We start from the raw sequence: 16,296 nt of genomic DNA, 5'->3' as shown, positions 1-16,296 counted from the left end.
GCGGATGAGGCAGTACCGAAGGGCGTTCCTGGCGGCGGCCGTCGTGGCGCTGTGCGCGTCCTGCCCGGCGGCGTCCTTCTCGTCGCCGTCGACGCGAGGAAGGCGCTGCCGCCGGAGGTCGCGAGACTGGTCCGGCACCGCTGAGGGCACCGCGTAGTACCTGAGACGGACCCCCGGAAACCCCCCTGCGAGGGGACGACCGCGTCCCCCGCTGCCGCCTACCGTCTCCCACGTGACCGACACGACGACGCACATGCAGCCGCCGCCCCCGCGCGGCGAGGACAGACCCCGCAGCCCCGAGTTCCGGCTCGCGGCGGACGCGTTGCGGGGGCTGCGGCAGGACCTGTTCACCGGCGCCTTCGCGTACCGCCCGATGCCCCGCGTGGCCCTCCATGGGCTGCCGGCACGTGTGCTGCCCGACCGTCTGAAGGAGTACGGGGTGTTGGCCCCGCACATAGCCGTCGCGGCCCTCGGCGGCGTCGCGGCGCTGATGGCCGCGAACCGCGGCTTCGGCGGCGCGGGCGCCCTGGTGTGCGCACTGCTGACCCTCGCGCCGGTCCTGCTCACCCTCGCGCGTCCGGCGGCCGCCTTCTGGCTGTCGCTCCTGGCGACCACGGTGACGACGTTCCTCGCGGGCGGGTACTGGAGCTTCTGGCCCTGGCTGCCGGGCAGCTTCCTTGCCCATCTGACCGTGCTCACGGTGGTCGCGCTACGCACCCGGCCGCGCACCGCCGCGTGGATGTGGGCGATCACGGCGGTGTACGGCTTTCTCGCCGAGACCGGCTTCGCCTGGCACGAGTCCTCCGACGTGGCCCCGATGCTGATCATCTCCGCGCTGCTCCTGCTGGCCGTCACGGTCCGGCACACGCGCCGCCAGGCCCGGCAGGAGGTGACGGAGCAGCGGACGGCGACCGCGCACGAGCGTTCGCGGCGCACTCTGCTGGAGGAGCGCTCGACCATCGCCCGCGAGCTGCACGATGTGGTGGCCCACCACATGTCGGTGGTCGCCATCCAGGCGGAGGCGGCGCCCTACCGGGTGCAGAACCCGCCGCCGGAGCTGGTGAAGGCGTTCGCCACCATCCGGGAGAACGCGGTGGCCGCCCTGACCGAGCTGCGCCGGGTCCTCGGCGTGGTCCGCGCGGAGGACTACGAGGCCCCGGACGCCCCGCAGCCCACCCTCGCCGACCTCGGCACCCTGCTCGCCAACGTGCGGGACACCGGCCTGGACGTCACCAAGACGGTCACCGGCGCGGTGCGTGAACTCCCGCAGGGCGTCGAGCTGTCGGCGTACCGCATCGTGCAGGAGGCGCTCAGCAATACGCTCCGGCACGCGCCGGGGGCGACCGCGCGCGTCGAGATCGCCTACGTGCTCGGCGGGTTGGGCGTCCGCGTGGTCAACGGCCCGCCGCCCGCCCCGAGTCTGATCAAGCCCTCCCCGGGCGCCGGTCACGGCATCACGGGCATGCGGGAGCGGGTGAGCATGCTGAACGGCGAGATGACCGCGGGCCCGACGGACGACGGGGGCTACGAGGTCACCGTCTTCCTCCCGGTCCCCGCCCCCGGCAGCGCGGTCGAGCTGTACGAGGGCCGGTCATGACGATCCGCGTCGTGATCGCCGACGACCAGATGATGGTCCGCGAGGGCTTCTCCGTCCTGCTGAACGCGATGCCGGACATCGAGGTCGTCGGCGAGGCGGTGAACGGCCGCGAGGCGGTGACGCGGGTACGTGAACTCGCCCCGGACGTCGTCCTCATGGACATCCGCATGCCCGAACTCAACGGCATCGAGGCCACCCGGGAGATCGTCGCGGCGGACGCGGCCGCGAAGGTGCTCGTGCTGACCACCTTCGACCTGGACGAGTACGTCTACCAGGCCCTGCGCGCGGGCGCCTCCGGCTTCCTCCTGAAGGACGCCTCGGCCCGCCAACTCGTCGACGCGGTCGCGGTGGTGGCCTCCGGCGAAGCCCTCCTCGCCCCCTCCGTCACCCGCCGCCTGATCCACGAGTTCTCCCGCCTCTCCGACACCCCCCGCCTCATGCCCTCCGCCCACGCGGCCTACGGCGAACTCACCGACCGCGAAACGGAAGTCCTGATCCTCATAGCCCAGGGCCTCTCCAACTCCGAGATCGCCACCCGCCTCATCGTCGCCGAGTCCACGGTGAAAACCCACGTGAGCCGCATCCTCGTCAAGCTGGGGTTGAGAGACCGCACGCAGGCGGCGGTGTTCGCTTACGAGGCACGGCTGGTGACACCGGGCTGAACGGGGGTGCCTCCGGCGGAAGGACCGAGGATGGAGCGAGAAGCTCGACGGCCTCGATGTGTTCCGCACCCCCAAGCGGGAGTTGCGCCGCGCGATCGAGAGCAGGGGGCACGTCATCGACTACGACGACGCCGGTTTCGACGGCATCCCCGACCTCGATGTCATCCTGGCCAACGCGAGCTCCCAGGACGTGCCGGCAGATCCCCGGACGGGCTTCCCCCGGTACTTCGACTACGTTCTGGTGGCCACGGAGATCGCTCCCTGACTGCATGGAGGCCGGCGTGGAACTCGAACTGATGCCGGGCGTCGGGGTCTCCTCTTTCCGGTTCGGGATGTCGGCCGAGGAGGCGCGCGGCGCGGTCCGGGACGGGGGCGCGTTCCTGATCGGTGGGCGGGACGCGGACCCGGGGCAGGTGACGCTCTCGCACGACGAGTCCGGGATGGTCGTCGTACTCGGCTTCACCAAGGGCGAGTTGAGCGGGGTGGAGCTGTTCCGGTTCCGGCGGGAGGACTGTGGGGTGCGGGTGCTGCTCGACGGGCTCGATGTCTTCCGCACCCCGAGCGAGGAGCTGTTGGCGAGGTTCGCTGAGCGGGGGTACGCCGTCGAGGAGGACGACCTCGGCTTCGACGCGTTGCCGGAGCTGGGGGTGGCGTTCGCGAACGTGAGCGGCTACGAGTTTCCGGTGGACGAGGACGGTGACCCGGTCTGCTTCGACTACGTGCTGGCGGCAACGGAGATCACCCCCGGCCGATAGCCTGCGGAGACCCGTCCCCGAGCAGAGTGCGAGCGTGTGTGCCGTGATCCGAGACCTGTACAACGTCGAGATACGGCCCGCCGAGGACGCCGTCACGCCGCTGACCGATGAAGAGGAACTCCGGTACCAGAACCTGCTGTTCGGTGAACTCGGCCACCGGATCTCCGAGCAGGGCTGGGTCCGTCACCCCGCCCACACCCCGGAGGACCGCCGCCGGCTGATCGCGGTCGCCCGGCGGCTCAGTGCTCACTGGGGGCAGGAGGTCTGTTTCGAGGCGGAGGACACGACGCGGTTCCGGCTCTACCCGCGCGGGGTGGCGGGATGAGCCAGGACTTCATCCTGGGCGACGAGACCCTGTGGAACCCGTCCAACGGGGCGTCGCGGCTGTTCCTGCGGCAAGTGGAGCTGTTCGAGGCGGAGTTGGGCCTCCCCTCGGGCATCGGCCCCATGGAGTGCGACGAGTCCAGAATCGACCCCGCCCTCTTCGGCGCCTTCACCCACGCCCTCCTCGCCCGCCACCGCCGCACCACCCACACCGTCATCCTGACCCTCTCCGAGGGCTTCACCACGACGGTCCTGGTCCTCGCCGAACGCGCCGGAATCGACCTGGACTGGGCCGAGTTGGCGGCGCCGCCCCGGGGCCCCCGCAGCGACGTACAGATCTCCGCCGGCACGGGCATGCCGACCCCGGCGACCCCCGAGGCCTGGGCGACCTCCCTGCGCGAGAAGGCGGCCCGCCTGAGCCGTCACATGGCCCGCTGACACCTCCTTCACCGGCCGGGTTCCCGGCGCGCGCAGTCGGTGATCCGGGCGGCGAACTCCGCGACCAGGACGCGGAGTTCAGGTGGCCCGTCGATGACGAACGGCCGGTCCAGGGAGGCGAGGGCCGCGGGGAGCCAGTCGAGGTGGGCGACGCGCAGGGACACGTGGCACCAGTCGTCCGGGGGAGAGGGGGCCGTCACGGTCGCGAGGCCGGGCGGGAGGCGGGTGCGGATGTGCTCGGGGGCCGCCCGGACGCGCAGGGTCACCTCGTGGCGGTGGGGCGCGGTGGCGAGGGCGGTCAGGACGCGTTCGGCCGGGCCGGGGCCGGGGGGCGGTTCGAAGGAGCCGGGCAGGGTCCGTACGCCGGTGACGCGGTCCAGCCGGAAGGTGCGGTCCTCACCGGAGGAGAGGTCCGCCGCCGTGACGTACCAGCGGCCCGCGTGGGCCACGACCCCGTACGGATGCAGGATGCGCTCGCTGCGCCGGCCGTCGGCGGCGGTGTAGCGGATCGAGACCGGCCGGTGGTGGTGTACCGCGTCGGCGACCGGGAGGAGGACCGCGGGGTCCGGGGCGGCCGGCGTCCTGCCGGGCGGCTCCGTGAAGGCGAGCGAGCCGAGCACCGCGTCGAGCCTGCGGCGCAGCCGCTCGGGGAGTACCCGCCGGATCTTGGCCGCCGCCGTCTCCCTCGCCGTCTCCCCTGCCGTGTCACTCGCCCGGTCCGTGGCCAGGCTGAGCAGCACGGCCAGTGCCTCGTCGTCGTTCAGCATGAGCGGGGGCATGCGGTAGCCGGGGCCGAGCCGGTAGCCGCCGTAGCGGCCGCGCACCGATTCCACGGGTACGTCGAGGTCGACGAGCTGCCGCGCGTAGCGCCGTACGGTGCGTTCGTCGACGCCCAGCCGGCCGGCGAGTTCGGGGACCGTCCGGGTGCCGCCCGACTGCAGGAGCTCCAGGAGGGTGAGGACGCGGGCGAGGGGTCGGGGCATGGCCGGAATTCTCCCGCGTATACCGGGCGGGTTCTGCCCGGTATCGGTCGTAGCGTGCGGTCACCGGGCCATCGGCGCCCCTACCTCACTTCGCAGGAGAGACCCCGTGCACTTCGCCTCCACCCGCGTCATCACCGACGACGTCCCCCGCCTCGTCCGCTTCTACGAGCGTGCCACCGGCGTGTCCGCCACCTGGGCCAACGAAGACTTCGCGGAGCTCAGGACCCCCTCCGCCACGCTCGCGATCGGCAGCACCCGTACGGTCCCCCTCTTCGCGCCCGGCTCCGCCCGCCCGGCGGACAACCGCAGCGTCATCCTGGAGTTCCGCGTGGGCGACGTGGACGCCGTGTACGACGACCTGCGCGGTTTCGCGCGGGACTTCGTCAACGAGCCCACCACGATGCCCTGGGGCAACCGCTCCCTCCTGCTCCGCGACCCCGACGGCAACCTCGTCAACTTCTTCACCCCGGCCACGCACCGCACGACACCCCCCGCGTGACGCTTCCCGCGCGGGAAACGCGCCCGGCTCTTGATCAGGCGCCGTCGGCCGCACGCCGTTCCCGGTGGGCCCGCCACCGTTCCATCAGTCCCGCCACGTCCTTCTCGATGAACTCGAAGAACTCCAGGGTGTCCGAGAGGCGGCGGCCGGCCGGGGTGTCGGCGCCGAGTGTCGTCACGCCGTCCCGCAGGGCGTCCTCCCAGCGCTTGATGATCGCCTCGCGGTTGGTGAGGGCCTCGTACCACTGGTCGGAGTGGACGCGGTAGCGCTCGCGGCGGGAGCCGGGTTCGCGTTCGCGGGAGACGAGGTGGACCTGGGCGAGGTAGCGGACGGCGCCGGAGACGGCCGCCGGGCTGATGCGGAGCTGTTCGCCCAGCTCGGCGGAGGTGAGCGTGCCGGTGTCGGAGGAGAGCAGGGCCGCGAAGACACGGGCCGGCATGCGCGGCATCCCCGCCTCCACGAGCTGCGCGGCGAACCGTTCCACGAACCGCGACACGGTCTCCGGATCGCGCCCCGCCCCCGTGTCCGTCGCGCCCGAATCCGCCCTCGACTCCGTCATGTCCTCACCCTAACCCTGATTTATACGATTCCTTAACTTCACAATTTTCTGAAAGAAGCGTACGTTCGCGTGCATGACGAAGGCCATCACGGTCTCGGGACTGCACAAGTCCTTCGGCCGTACCCACGCCCTCACCGGCCTCGACCTCAGCGTCGAACGCGGCGAGGTGCACGGTTTCCTCGGTCCGAACGGCGCCGGGAAGTCCACCACCCTCCGCGTCCTGCTGGGCCTCCTCCGCGCGGACTCCGGCGCCGCGCAGGTGCTCGGCCGCGACCCGTGGACCGACGCCGTGGAGATCCACCGCCGCATCGCGTACGTCCCCGGCGACGTGACCCTGTGGCGCAACCTCTCCGGCGGCGAGGTCGTCGACCTGTACGGCAGACTCCGCGGCGGCCTGGACGAGCGCCGCCGCGCCGAGCTGACCGCGCGGTTCGAGCTGGACCCGACGCGCAAGTGCCGTACGTACTCCAAGGGCAACCGGCAGAAGGTCGCCCTGGTCGCCGCCTTCGCCTCGGACGTGGACCTGCTGATCCTGGACGAGCCGACCTCGGGCCTGGACCCGCTGATGGAGGAGGTCTTCCAGTCCTGCGTGGCCGAGGAGCGGGACCGGGGCCGTACCGTCCTGCTCTCCTCGCACATCCTCAGCGAGGTGGAGACGCTGTGCGACCGGGTCTCCATCGTGCGCAAGGGCCGTACGGTGGAGAGCGGTTCGCTGGCGGAGCTGCGGCATCTGACCCGGACCAGCGTGCGGGCGGAGCTGCGCGGCGACCCGGCCGGCCTCACCGGACTCCCCGGGGTGCACGACCTCGACGTACAGGGCCACCGCGTCCACCTCCAGGTGGACACCGACCGGCTGGACGGCGTCCTGCGCGCCCTCACCGCCGTGGGCGTCCGCTCGCTGACCTCCACCCCGCCGACGCTGGAGGAGCTGTTCCTGCGGCACTACGAGGAGGAGACGCCGGCGCCGGCGGAGGTGGCCGCACGATGACGACCACGGCCGCAGCCCCCGACGTCCACCCCGGTCTCCACCCCGCCTCCACCCTCACCGCCACCCCCGCCCTCCTCCGCTTCGCCCTCCGCCGCGACCGCGTCCAACTCCCCCTCTGGGCCGGGGTGAACGCCCTGATGGTCCTCTCCATGCCCGGCACCCTCCAGGGCCTGTACGCCACGGCGGCCGAACGCGCCTCCCTGCGCGCCCAGATGACCGCCAACGCCTCGCTGCGCGCCCTCACCGGGCCCCTGCTGGACGACTCCGTGGGCGGCCTGACCGCGTGGCGCGCGGGCGTGTACGCCGGGCTGCTCGCCGCCGCGATGAGCCTGCTGATCGTCGTACGGCACACCCGGGACGAGGAGGAGAGCGGCCGGGCGGAACTCCTCGCCTCGGCGGCGGTGGGCCGCCGGGCCCCGCTGACGGCGGCGCTGCTCGCGGCGGCGGTCGCGAACGCCGTACTGGCACTGCTGCTCGCCGCCGGCATGGCGGCGTACGGCGTCCGGGGCGCGGTGGCGCTCGCGCTCGGCGTCGCGGGCACCGGCCTCGTCTTCGCCGGGGTCGCGGCGGTCGCGGCGCAGCTCACGCAGAGCGCGCGGCTGGCGCGGGGGCTGACCTCGGCGGTGCTGGGGGCGGCGTTCGTGCTGCGCGCGGCGGGGGATTCGGCCCGCGCGGACGGTTCCGCCCCGCTGACCTGGCTGTCCCCGCTGGGCTGGCAGGAGAACCTGCGGCCGTACGCGGGGGAACGCTGGTGGGTCCTGCTGCTGTTCGCGGCGGCGGTTGTGGCTTTCGGCGCCCTCGCCTTCACCCTCGCGGCCCGCCGTGACCTGGGGATGAGCTTCCTGCCGACCCGTCCGGGCCCGGCCCGGGGCCGCCTGGGCAGCGCGGCGGGCCTGGCCTGGCGGCTCCAGCGGGGCGCGCTGCTGGGCTGGAGTGCCGGGTTCTTCCTGGCGGGGGTCGTCTACGGCGGTCTCACCCAGGGCGCGACCCGGATGATGGGCGACAACGAGGGGGTACGGCAGCTCCTGGAGCGGATGGGCGGCCGTGCGGGCGCGGAGGACGCGTTCCTCTCCGCGATGACGGGGATGCTGGGCCTGGTCGCGGCCCTGTACATCGTCTCGTCGGTGCTCCGCCTGTCCGCGGAGGAGACGTCGGGGAGGGCGGAGCCGATCCTCGCGTGCGCGGTGAGCCGTCTCCGCTGGGCCGCGAGCCACCTGACGGTGTCCTTCGCGGGCTCGGGCGCCCTGATGCTCCTGGCCGCCCTGGGCTTCATGGCGGGCTACGGCAAACGCCCCCTGGCCCTCCTGGAAGCCTGCCTGGTCCAGCTCCCCGCGATCTGGACGCTGGGCGCCCTGACGGTCCTCCTCTACGGCCTCCTGCCCCGCGCGGCGTCGATCGCCTGGGCCGCGGCCGGCGCGACCCTCCTCCTCGGCTGGGTGGGTCCCGCCCTGAACGCCCCCCAAGCCCTCCTGAACCTCTCCCCGTACACCCACCTCCCCAAGCTCCCGGGCGCCGAGCCGCAAGGGGCCCCCGTGGCCGCCCTCCTGGGCGTGACGGTCGTACTGACGTGCGCGGGGCTCATGGGTATCCGCAGGCGCGACCTGGCGGGCTGAGGGGAGGGGCCGACAGCCGTCGCTCCGAACGCGTCCGCCCCCGCCGGGCCCTGCGCCGCACCCGTGCTGAAGTTGTCCGGAAACGGTCTGACCGCAGGCGCCGTGAACCGGGGAACGATCATCATCGAGCTGGTGATCGCCGCACCGCCGATCCGCCCGGAGCGCCGGCGAACACCGACGGCCGCGCCGCGGTGGGCGCGATGCCGGACCACGTCGAACCGGCGCCGCCGCGCGCGGGCCGCCTGACACCTCGGGGAGAGACACATGGCCGCGGACACCATCATCGAGTGCGGCAAGGGCCACGTCTTCTGGGGGACTTGGATTCCCGGAGTCTCGCTGACCACCATCCGGCTCGGCCCGCGCCGGCTGGGCCTGTGCAAGGCGGGCCGGCATCTGTCGCTGCTGCGCCGGGTGGACGAGAGCGAGCTGACGGCCGGGCAGCGCGCCACCCTGTTCGACGCGCCGTGACGGGGGAGGCACGCCTGGAAGGGGTCGTACGCCTGGAGGGGGTCGTCGCCGGGTACCGGCGCCGCCCGGTGCTCGGCCCGGTCGACACCGAACTCACCCCCGGAGTGCACGCCCTGCTCGGGCGCAACGGCGCCGGCAAGACCACGCTCATGCGGGTCCTGGCCGGCATCCTGCCGCCGCTCGCCGGGCGCGTGCTGATCGGCGGCACCGACCTGGCCGCCGACCGCGAGGCGAAGCGGGCGATCGGGACACTGGCCCACCGGGCCGCGCTCAGCCCGCAGTTGAGCGTGCGGGACAACCTGGAGTTCTGGGCGCGGGTGCGGGGCCTGGACGGGGCACGGCGCGCCGCGCGGATACGGGAGGCGGCCGAGCGGTTCGGCATCGAGGGGCTGCTCGGCCGGCGTACCGCCCGGCTCAGCCGGGGCCAGCTCCAGCGGGCCGACCTGGCCAGACTCACCCTGACCGACCCGCGGGTCCTGCTGCTCGACGAGCCGCTGACGGGACTCGACCCGGTCAGTGCCGAGCGGACCCGCGAACTCGTACGGTCCTGGGGCGCGGACAGGACCGTCCTGTACTCCACGCACAGCGTGCCCGAGGCGATGACGCTCGCCTCCCGGATGCTGGTCCTCGGCGGCGGGTCGCTCACCGCGCTGCCGGTGTCGCGGGACCCGGGGGACGACGCGGAGTCGTCCGCGTACGACCTGCGCACCTCGCGCCGGGGCGGAGCCTGGGAGCGGGCCGAGGTGGGGCTGGACACGACGATCGGGGCGCACATCGCGGGCCTGGTCGCCGACGGCATCGAGGTCACCGACGTACGCCCCGTGTCCACCGGCGCCGCCGCCACCCGGACCGCGCTCGAAGCCTCCATCCACCGACTCCTGGACGATCCCTCATGACCACCGGCCGCCTCCTCGGCGCCCTGCTGCTGCGCACCTGGCGCCAGCAGGGCCGGCAGGCCCTGCTCGTTCCCGCCGCGACGGGCACGGGCCTGGTGGCCCTGCTGCTCGTCCTGCCGCACGTCTTCCCCGGCGCGGTCCACGGAGGGCTTGTCGCCGCCGACAACGGCCTGGTCGCGGTGGCCGGTCTGCACTCCACCACGTCCCGCGCGCTGAGCACCGCGCTGCTCGTCGCGCCCACGCTGCTCGGGGTGGCCGCCGCGCTGATCACGGGGGCGGTCAGCCGCGCCGTCGTCTCCGGGGACCTGGGGAGCGGCGCCATGGAGGCACTGCTCGCCTCCCCGGTCCGGCTGCGCTCGGTGTACGTCGCCTACACCGCGTGCGCGCTGATCGCCGGGGCGCTGTCCTGGCTCGTGCTCGTCCTCGCTTTCACCGGACTCGCCTGGGCGGCCCTGGCGTTCGGCGGCAGCGGTGTCCGTCTCAGCCCCGGGTATCTGTCGCTGGGGCTGCTCGTCCCGGCGGCCTCCGTGCTGTGGGCCGCGTCCGCCACCGTGTTCACCGGCTTCTGCCGGCCCGCCGGACTGCGCCCGACGGCCGGGCTCGGCGGCGTCGCCCGCACGGTGGCCCTGCTCCCCGCCCTGGGCGCGACGACGGTCAGCGGCATGCGCCCCGAGGCGTACACGACGATCACGGGCTGGTACGTGGGCGGCACGCTGACCCTGACGGCCGTGCTGCTCGTCCTGATGCCGCCGGTCTTCCGGGTGGAACGCGTTCTGGAGTAGCCGGAGGCGCGGAAACCAGCCGATCTGCGCCCTCGCGTGTGTCGTGCTCGCGCGGCCGCTCAATAAACTCCGACGATGGACAACATACGGTGCACCCAATGCGGCACGGTGGGGCTGGAACCGGGCTTCGTCGAGGACTCCGGACAAGGTGCTCGCGGGTTCGCGCGGTGGATCGCGGGATCTCTCCAGCTGGGTCCGCTCGGCAACGCCAAGAGGCTGGGCCGGCCGCGCCGGCGGATCGACGCCTGGCGCTGCCCGGCCTGCGCCCACCTGGAACTGTTCGCCGCCGAGCGGGCCTAGGCCGCGGGCCGGGCAGCGAGAAATCCGGTGTCGCCGAGGGCCGCCGGGGTTCTAGCCTGCGGACCGTGCATCAGCCTCGAAGGCGCGACCGTCGCCCGGCTCGCCGCGTGTCGTCGGAACCGGCTCGGTACCGGGCGTTCCGTATCCCCGACACGGGCGCCGATGTGGTCCTGGTCGGCTACTTCTCCGCGAAACAGAAGGACTTCGACACCCTGATGGCATCGGCGGCCGCCGAGCTGGAGGCGCACGGCGCCCGGGTCGTCGCGCGCATCGTGCAACGCCGAGGCGTCTCGTCCGGCGGCGCCCGGAAGATGGCGCTGCCCTACTCCTCACGAACCCTGCTGAGCCACGGCAAAGTACGCGAACTGGCGCAGACCTGTGCCCGGACCGACCCCGACGCAGTGATCTTCACCGCCCCCCTGACCACCCGCCAACGGCACACACTCCCAGACCTGCTCGGCCACCCCGTGGCAACCCTCTCCGACCTCCTCCCCACCCCCCGGAAAGACCACCCGCCCCAGTGACCACCACCGGAACGGCACGTTGACTCCGCCCCCGAGCCAAGCCACCAACCCCCCTTGGGAAGCTCAGGACCCATGTCGCCGTTCGTCCACCCACCGCTGCGCCTCCGCGAGATCCGCAGCGGTACCGACAGGCCCGTACGCGAACCCGTCCCACTTCTCCAGCACCCGGGGCTCATCGGGCCGCACGTGGCCGCCCTCACCATGAAGTGGCCGGTGCCGCCGGTAGACGTCCATCGGCGGCCGCCGCCGCTTCTCGTACGCCGCGAGCGGCTTGTCCTCGTCGACCCGGGGAAAGGCCCTGGCCGGCTGGTTCGGCGGCCCGGGCCGCGCGTGCTTGCCCATGCTCCAAGGCTCTCAGGCGGCGATGTCGGTCGGTCGTGCCGCAGCGAGATCCGTGGCGCGGTCCCGTACCGCATCCGCTGCGGCGGTCCGGTACGGGCGGGCGGCATCCAGCAGGGTGTTGAGCCGGGAGATGACGAGGGCGGAGTCGACCCGGGCCGCCTCGTCCAGGGCTTGCTGCGCGGCAGCCGCGGCCTGCTCGGGCTCGCCCTCGTCGAACAGGGCGGCGGCCAAGCCGATCCGGTCCATGACACGCACCCGCTCGAACCCCGGTCGCCTGAGTGCGAGGGCGTCGGTGAAGTGCGCGCTCGCGGCGCGGGTTCGGCCGATGCGGTGCAGGTCGCGGGCGGAGACTGCCCGTGCACCGGCGTGCTCGGCGGCGTCGAAGTACGCCATCCACTCCGGAACGCCGTCGCCCAAGCCGTCGGTCACCAGCTCGTCGGCGGCGCCGAGGTGCCGGTCGGCCCGGCGCTCGTCGCCGAGGGCTGCGTGCACCCGTCCCGTCTGCGAGGCGACCAGTGCCTTGGCCGCGGGCAGGCAGGCCTTCTCTGCGGCAACGCCGAGCAGGCCGAGGGCGTCGCCGGGGTGCCCGAGGTAGATCATCTGGTGGGACATGCGGGTGACGATCTCCACGCCACGATCCCGCTGCCCGGCTTCGGAGGCGGCGTAGATGCCGTAAGACCAGTACCGCTGGGCGGTGGCGTACCGGCCGCAGTCGTGGCTGACCCACCCGGCCAGCGCAGCCAGGTCGGCGGTGGCCGCGAACACCCGGGTCTTCAGCGCGGGCGGGACTCCGTCCTGGATGCGGCGGGCGACTTCGGCGAGCTGCGCGACGATCGCTGAGCGGTACAGACCGCCGCCCTTGGAGGCGTCGGCCTTCGCGAAGAACGCGGTGACCTCTTCCAGGGCCGTGGTGGTGTCGGTGTCGAAGCCCTTGGTGTCGCGGTTCAGCCGACGCGCGGTGCCGCCCAGCATCCGCTCGGCGGCCAGGATCAGCGGGGCACCGAGGGCCAGCTTGAGGGCTTCGCGGCGGTCGAAGAACAGGTCCATCTGGGTCCATCCGGCAAGAGTCTGAGCCGCTGTCTCGGTCAGCAGGGGGAGCTGGATGTTGTCCAGTGCGGGACCGGCGGACGTCAGACCCAGATCACCCGGGGTGAGGGGGTGGCCAAGTGCCTCGGACAGCACCGCCGCCAGGAGCGCGGGCACAGGCGGGCGCGGCCGTTCGCCGTCGATCCAGCGACGGACGCGAGTGGCGTCCGGGGCGATCTGCCGATGACCTCGGCGTATCGCCTCAGCGGTGATCCGGCGCGCGATCTCGCCGTGTGACAGGCCGGAGATCAGGATCCACAGTGCAAGATGCGGATTGCTCGGTCTGCTCGGCACCGATGCCTCACCTCCCCTGACTCGCGGTCACGGAGCGTGTCAGTTTCGCCACGGTTCGCGGTACCTACGGTACTGGTCACTGATGGCGCGGGAGGTTGATTCTGCTGAAGCGGTAGTCGCTCGGCTATCCGCATGAGGCAAGGGGAAGGACGAACGCATGGCGACGCTTGCACCGCAGGCTCCGTGGGCGATGCGGCTGGTCACCGACCGGCTTCCGGTCGGCCCGCCGTCGTACGCCACGGTGACGTTCGACGCGGCCACCCAGACCGCCGCGTACGCCGACGACGCCGGCCAGGCCGTGGAGATGGGAAAGCACGGTACGAGTAAGACCACCGGTACCGCGTCGGTGTCCGGCGGCGGCGACGGGCAGGACCCTCAGCCGCAGACCCAGGACGACCACACCACCGACTACGAGTCGGACTGACGATGGCCTCCACCGTCCTGGTTGTCACCGCGCTGGAGGACGTCACTGCGGACCGCGTCATCGCCGCGCTGAACGAGCGCGAGGTGCCCGTCGTCCGCGTCGACCCGGCCGACATCGCTCGCGACTTGGCCTTCCGCGCCCACATCGGCGCCGGAGCGCCTGTCTGGACCGGACGGCTGGTCACCGACAGCCGGGACGTGGAGTTGGGGGAGGTGGCGGCGGTGTACTACCGCCGCCCCACTCCCTACGTCACCCGCTACCGGTATCTGCCCGTCCAGCAGCGCGACTTTGCCGCTGCCGAGGCCCGGCACGGGTTCGGAGGAGTGCTGAATCACCTGCACGGTGCCTTCTACGTGAACCATCCGTCGGCGGTCACAGCCGCGGACTTCAAACCTGCTCAGCTTCAGCTCGCGACGCGGCTCGGCCTGGCGATCCCGCCGACGCTGGTCACCAACGATCCCGAAGCGGCAAGGGAGTTCGCCGCCCACCACGGCCCCATCGTCTACAAGACCTTCCGCGGGCTGCCCCGCGACGAGGCAGGGCGCACCGGTGCGATCTGGACCCAGCGCGTCGACCCGGCCACCTTCGACGACTCGCTGGCAGTGACCGCGCACCTGTTCCAGGCGGAGATCCCCAAGACCGGCGATGTGCGCGTCACGGTGGTCGGCCGCCGCGTGTTCGCCCAGCAGATCGCCGCCCCGGACGGGGCGCTGGACTGGCGCCGTGGCGACTGGGACGCGCTGATTCACGCTCCGGTCTCCGTCCCCGCCGGGATCGAGGCTGCCCTGCAGCGCTACCTGGCCACCTTCGGCCTGGTCTTCGGCTGCTTCGACTTCGCTCTCACGGGCGACGGAGGGACCCCTCGGGACTGGACGTTCATCGAATGCAACCCGAACGGTCAGTGGGGCTGGCTGCCTGACGCGGCCGCTGTCACCGAGGCGTTCGCCGACCTTCTGCAGAACGGAGGTGCGCCGTGAGCACGAGCGGCGACCTGGAGGCCGACGCGGCCGAACTGCGAGCCCGTCTGACCCGTTCCCTCGCCGAGCAGGGACTGGACGTGGAGTGGACGCGAACGGTGGCTACGGTGCCCCGGCACCGTTTCGTGCCGGGCTTTTATCTGCCTGCCGACGAACGCGACGTACAGGGCCTGACGGTGTGGAAGCCGGTCACCGCCGAACTCGACCATGACCGCTGGCTGTCGGCCGCGTACTCCGACGCCACACTCATCACGCAGTTCGACGGCGATGAGGCCGACTGGAAGGACCCGCGGTTGAGGCGGGGCGGAGCCCCCACTTCCTCCTCCACACTGCCGTCGCTGGTGGTGCGGATGTGGGCGGACGCCGACGTCACCGAAGGGCACACGGTGCTGGAAATCGGCACGGGCACCGGCTACTCCACCGCCCTCGCGTGCGAACGCCTGGGTTCCGCGCGGGTGACCTCCATCGAGGTTGACCCGCATAGGCTCGGCCAGGCGGCCGACGCGCTGTACGCCTGCGGCTACACCCCCACCCTGGCGGTGGCAGACGGGCTGTACGGCTACTGGCCCGAGGCGCCGTTCGACCGGATTGTGGCCGCCTGCTCCTTCCGCGCAGTCCCCCCGACTCTGCTCGCTCAGACCAGGCCGGGCGGAAAGATCCTGTTGACCCTCTCAGGCTGGCTGTACGGCTACGCCCGCGTACTGCTGACCGTGCACGGCGACGGCACCGCGGAAGGTCGGCTGCTGCCCGGCACGGTCTCCTTCATGTCCGCGCGCACCCACGCGGCGCCGGCGTTCGGCAACCCCGCCCACTGGGCCGCAGCCCTCCCGGAGTCCGGGCGCGTCGCCCGGCACGGCCCGGAGCGCGTCATGGCCGGGACCGAGGAGGCGTTCCATCTGCGCTTTCTCGCCCAGTGCGCCGTACCGGACGCGCAAATGACGGTCGTGGGTGATGTCGTGCGGCTGGTCGACGTCGTCACCGGCTCCGCCGCCACCCTCACTCCGGGCGAGGGACGGTGGGAGGTCCGCGAGTGTGGACCCGTGCGCCTGTGGGCGCGGATCGAGCGCGTGCTGACCGCGTACGACGAGGCAGGCCGTCCCGGCCCGGAGGCCTTCACGCTCCGCGTCGACGGCGGCGGCCAGCATCTCCGGCATCCCCACCTCCCCGACCTGTCACTTCCCCTTGTGCGTGCCGGGCGGAGCCACCCGCGCCGGTAGCGCTGGGCGCAGAATCACCCGTTCCGGTGACCGTCGCCGCAACGGCACATTGACCCAGCCGCGAAGGCAGGCCGTCACCGCCCTACCCCGCGAACTCCTCGAACACCCCCGTCAGCTCCGTCGCCACCGACCCCGCGTCGCGGCCCTCGATGCGGTGGCTGGGGATGAAGTGGATGAGGTCGCCGTCCTTGAAGAGGGCGATGGAGGGGTCGGAGGGTGGGATGTCGGGGAAGAGGGAGCGGGCGCGGGCGGTGGCGTCCAGGTCGTGTTCGGCGAAGACCGTCAGGAGGCGGTCGGGGCGCTTGGGCGCGTTCTCCAGGGCCTGGCGGACGCCGGGACGGCCCATCCCGGCCGCGCTGCCTTTCACGGAGTTGAAGAACAGCAGGGTCAGGCCCTTCGTGCCCGCCAGGTTCGCGCGGTCCACGTCCTCGGCCGTGAGCAGCTCCGTGAAGCCGATCGAGGTCAGCTCTTCCGTCATGGGCCGGACGAGGAGGGGGGAGTACGGCATGACGGGTCGTCCTTACGTACGGAGATCATGTGCGTACGCAGAGTAGTTACACCTCGCGCC

Annotated in this window: 22 protein-coding genes; 17 read left to right on the top strand and 5 right to left on the bottom strand. The window is 72.6% G+C overall.

The features are described from left to right. The first annotated feature begins 232 nt into the window (after positions 1-232). From AB0898_RS01015 to AB0898_RS00990, 6 genes are read left to right on the top strand one after another with little or no spacing between them, the layout of a single operon-like run. Positions 233-1,597 carry a sensor histidine kinase gene (locus tag AB0898_RS01015; protein WP_407078269.1) on the top strand — a complete coding sequence of 455 codons (1,365 nt, stop codon included), beginning with the start codon at positions 233-235 and terminating at the stop codon, positions 1,595-1,597. Beyond that, positions 1,594-2,259: a response regulator transcription factor gene (locus AB0898_RS01010; RefSeq protein ID WP_366800688.1), complete on the top strand. Its 666-nt coding sequence runs from the start codon at positions 1,594-1,596 to the stop codon at positions 2,257-2,259. The genes AB0898_RS01015 and AB0898_RS01010 overlap by 4 nt, the downstream gene beginning before the upstream one ends. 58 nt (positions 2,260-2,317) lie before the next feature. Continuing rightward, positions 2,318-2,524, top strand: a complete 207-nt coding sequence (locus AB0898_RS01005) for a hypothetical protein (protein WP_366800687.1) — start codon at positions 2,318-2,320, stop codon at positions 2,522-2,524. A 16-nt stretch (positions 2,525-2,540) separates the two neighbouring features. Beyond that, positions 2,541-3,014, top strand: a complete 474-nt coding sequence (locus tag AB0898_RS01000) for a hypothetical protein (protein ID WP_366800686.1) — start codon at positions 2,541-2,543, stop codon at positions 3,012-3,014. A gap of 43 nt (positions 3,015-3,057) precedes the next feature. Beyond that, positions 3,058-3,339, top strand: a complete 282-nt coding sequence (locus AB0898_RS00995; RefSeq protein WP_366800685.1) for a hypothetical protein — start codon at positions 3,058-3,060, stop codon at positions 3,337-3,339. Then, positions 3,336-3,776 (top strand): DUF6086 family protein, encoded by a 441-nt coding sequence (locus tag AB0898_RS00990; RefSeq protein WP_366800684.1) that lies wholly within the window; start codon positions 3,336-3,338, stop codon positions 3,774-3,776. The genes AB0898_RS00995 and AB0898_RS00990 overlap by 4 nt, the downstream gene beginning before the upstream one ends. Before the next feature lie 8 nt (positions 3,777-3,784). Here AB0898_RS00990 and AB0898_RS00985 read toward each other — a convergent pair whose 3' ends face one another. Then, on the bottom strand, positions 3,785-4,759 hold the full coding sequence (locus AB0898_RS00985; protein ID WP_366800683.1) for a YafY family protein: 975 nt from the start codon (positions 4,757-4,759) through the stop codon (positions 3,785-3,787). 106 nt (positions 4,760-4,865) lie between these two features. Here AB0898_RS00985 and AB0898_RS00980 point away from each other — a divergent pair, with 106 nt between their 5' ends. After that, entirely contained in the window at positions 4,866-5,258 is a 393-nt protein-coding gene (locus tag AB0898_RS00980) for a VOC family protein (RefSeq protein ID WP_366800682.1), read from the top strand. A 34-nt stretch (positions 5,259-5,292) separates the two neighbouring features. Here the strand turns inward: AB0898_RS00980 and AB0898_RS00975 are convergent, their stop codons facing one another. After that, entirely contained in the window at positions 5,293-5,817 is a 525-nt protein-coding gene (locus AB0898_RS00975) for a MarR family transcriptional regulator (RefSeq protein WP_366800681.1), read from the bottom strand. A gap of 73 nt (positions 5,818-5,890) precedes the next feature. Here AB0898_RS00975 and AB0898_RS00970 point away from each other — a divergent pair, with 73 nt between their 5' ends. From AB0898_RS00970 to AB0898_RS00940, 7 genes are all read left to right on the top strand, one after another. Then, positions 5,891-6,805: an ABC transporter ATP-binding protein gene (locus AB0898_RS00970; RefSeq protein ID WP_366800680.1), complete on the top strand. Its 915-nt coding sequence runs from the start codon at positions 5,891-5,893 to the stop codon at positions 6,803-6,805. Beyond that, complete coding sequence (locus AB0898_RS00965; RefSeq protein WP_366800679.1) at positions 6,802-8,418, top strand: ABC transporter permease; 1,617 nt, start codon at positions 6,802-6,804, stop codon at positions 8,416-8,418. The genes AB0898_RS00970 and AB0898_RS00965 overlap by 4 nt, the downstream gene beginning before the upstream one ends. Positions 8,419-8,682: 264 nt before the next feature. Continuing rightward, positions 8,683-8,886, top strand: coding sequence for a hypothetical protein (locus tag AB0898_RS00960; protein WP_366800678.1), 204 nt, complete (start codon positions 8,683-8,685; stop codon positions 8,884-8,886). Continuing rightward, complete coding sequence (locus tag AB0898_RS00955) at positions 8,883-9,782, top strand: ABC transporter ATP-binding protein (RefSeq protein ID WP_366800677.1); 900 nt, start codon at positions 8,883-8,885, stop codon at positions 9,780-9,782. Before AB0898_RS00960 ends, AB0898_RS00955 begins: the two co-directional genes overlap by 4 nt. Continuing rightward, positions 9,779-10,564, top strand: a complete 786-nt coding sequence (locus AB0898_RS00950) for a hypothetical protein (protein ID WP_366800676.1) — start codon at positions 9,779-9,781, stop codon at positions 10,562-10,564. The genes AB0898_RS00955 and AB0898_RS00950 overlap by 4 nt, the downstream gene beginning before the upstream one ends. A 75-nt stretch (positions 10,565-10,639) precedes the next feature. Beyond that, complete coding sequence (locus tag AB0898_RS00945) at positions 10,640-10,864, top strand: hypothetical protein (protein ID WP_366800675.1); 225 nt, start codon at positions 10,640-10,642, stop codon at positions 10,862-10,864. Between the two features lie 107 nt (positions 10,865-10,971). Continuing rightward, positions 10,972-11,388 (top strand): hypothetical protein, encoded by a 417-nt coding sequence (locus tag AB0898_RS00940; RefSeq protein ID WP_366800674.1) that lies wholly within the window; start codon positions 10,972-10,974, stop codon positions 11,386-11,388. 63 nt (positions 11,389-11,451) lie between these two features. Here AB0898_RS00940 and AB0898_RS00935 read toward each other — a convergent pair whose 3' ends face one another. After that, positions 11,452-11,730, bottom strand: coding sequence for a DUF6087 family protein (locus AB0898_RS00935; protein WP_366800673.1), 279 nt, complete (start codon positions 11,728-11,730; stop codon positions 11,452-11,454). A gap of 12 nt (positions 11,731-11,742) precedes the next feature. Then, on the bottom strand, positions 11,743-13,110 hold the full coding sequence (locus AB0898_RS00930; protein ID WP_366800672.1) for a Tat pathway signal protein: 1,368 nt from the start codon (positions 13,108-13,110) through the stop codon (positions 11,743-11,745). Between the two features lie 157 nt (positions 13,111-13,267). Between AB0898_RS00930 and AB0898_RS00925 the strand changes: the two genes are divergently transcribed. Genes AB0898_RS00925 through tgmC form a run of 3 tightly spaced genes read left to right on the top strand, consistent with a single transcriptional unit; the run spans position 13,268 to position 15,728 of the window. Next, positions 13,268-13,534 carry a putative ATP-grasp-modified RiPP gene (locus AB0898_RS00925; protein WP_366800670.1) on the top strand — a complete coding sequence of 89 codons (267 nt, stop codon included), beginning with the start codon at positions 13,268-13,270 and terminating at the stop codon, positions 13,532-13,534. A gap of 2 nt (positions 13,535-13,536) precedes the next feature. Then, positions 13,537-14,511 carry an ATP-grasp ribosomal peptide maturase gene (gene tgmB / locus AB0898_RS00920; RefSeq protein WP_366800669.1) on the top strand — a complete coding sequence of 325 codons (975 nt, stop codon included), beginning with the start codon at positions 13,537-13,539 and terminating at the stop codon, positions 14,509-14,511. Then, on the top strand, positions 14,508-15,728 hold the full coding sequence (gene tgmC / locus AB0898_RS00915) for an ATP-grasp peptide maturase system methyltransferase (RefSeq protein ID WP_366800668.1): 1,221 nt from the start codon (positions 14,508-14,510) through the stop codon (positions 15,726-15,728). The genes tgmB and tgmC overlap by 4 nt, the downstream gene beginning before the upstream one ends. Positions 15,729-15,810: 82 nt before the next feature. Here the strand turns inward: tgmC and AB0898_RS00910 are convergent, their stop codons facing one another. Continuing rightward, positions 15,811-16,236 (bottom strand): BrxA/BrxB family bacilliredoxin, encoded by a 426-nt coding sequence (locus tag AB0898_RS00910; protein ID WP_366800667.1) that lies wholly within the window; start codon positions 16,234-16,236, stop codon positions 15,811-15,813. Positions 16,237-16,296: the final 60 nt, after the last annotated feature.

The sequence above is a fragment of the Streptomyces sp. NPDC005435 genome (genome assembly GCF_040703155.1).
Taxonomy (GTDB): Bacteria; Actinomycetota; Actinomycetes; order Streptomycetales; family Streptomycetaceae; genus Streptomyces.
The sequence above is the reverse complement of the archived record's forward strand: the minus strand, read 5'-3'. Positions and strand labels throughout refer to the sequence as shown.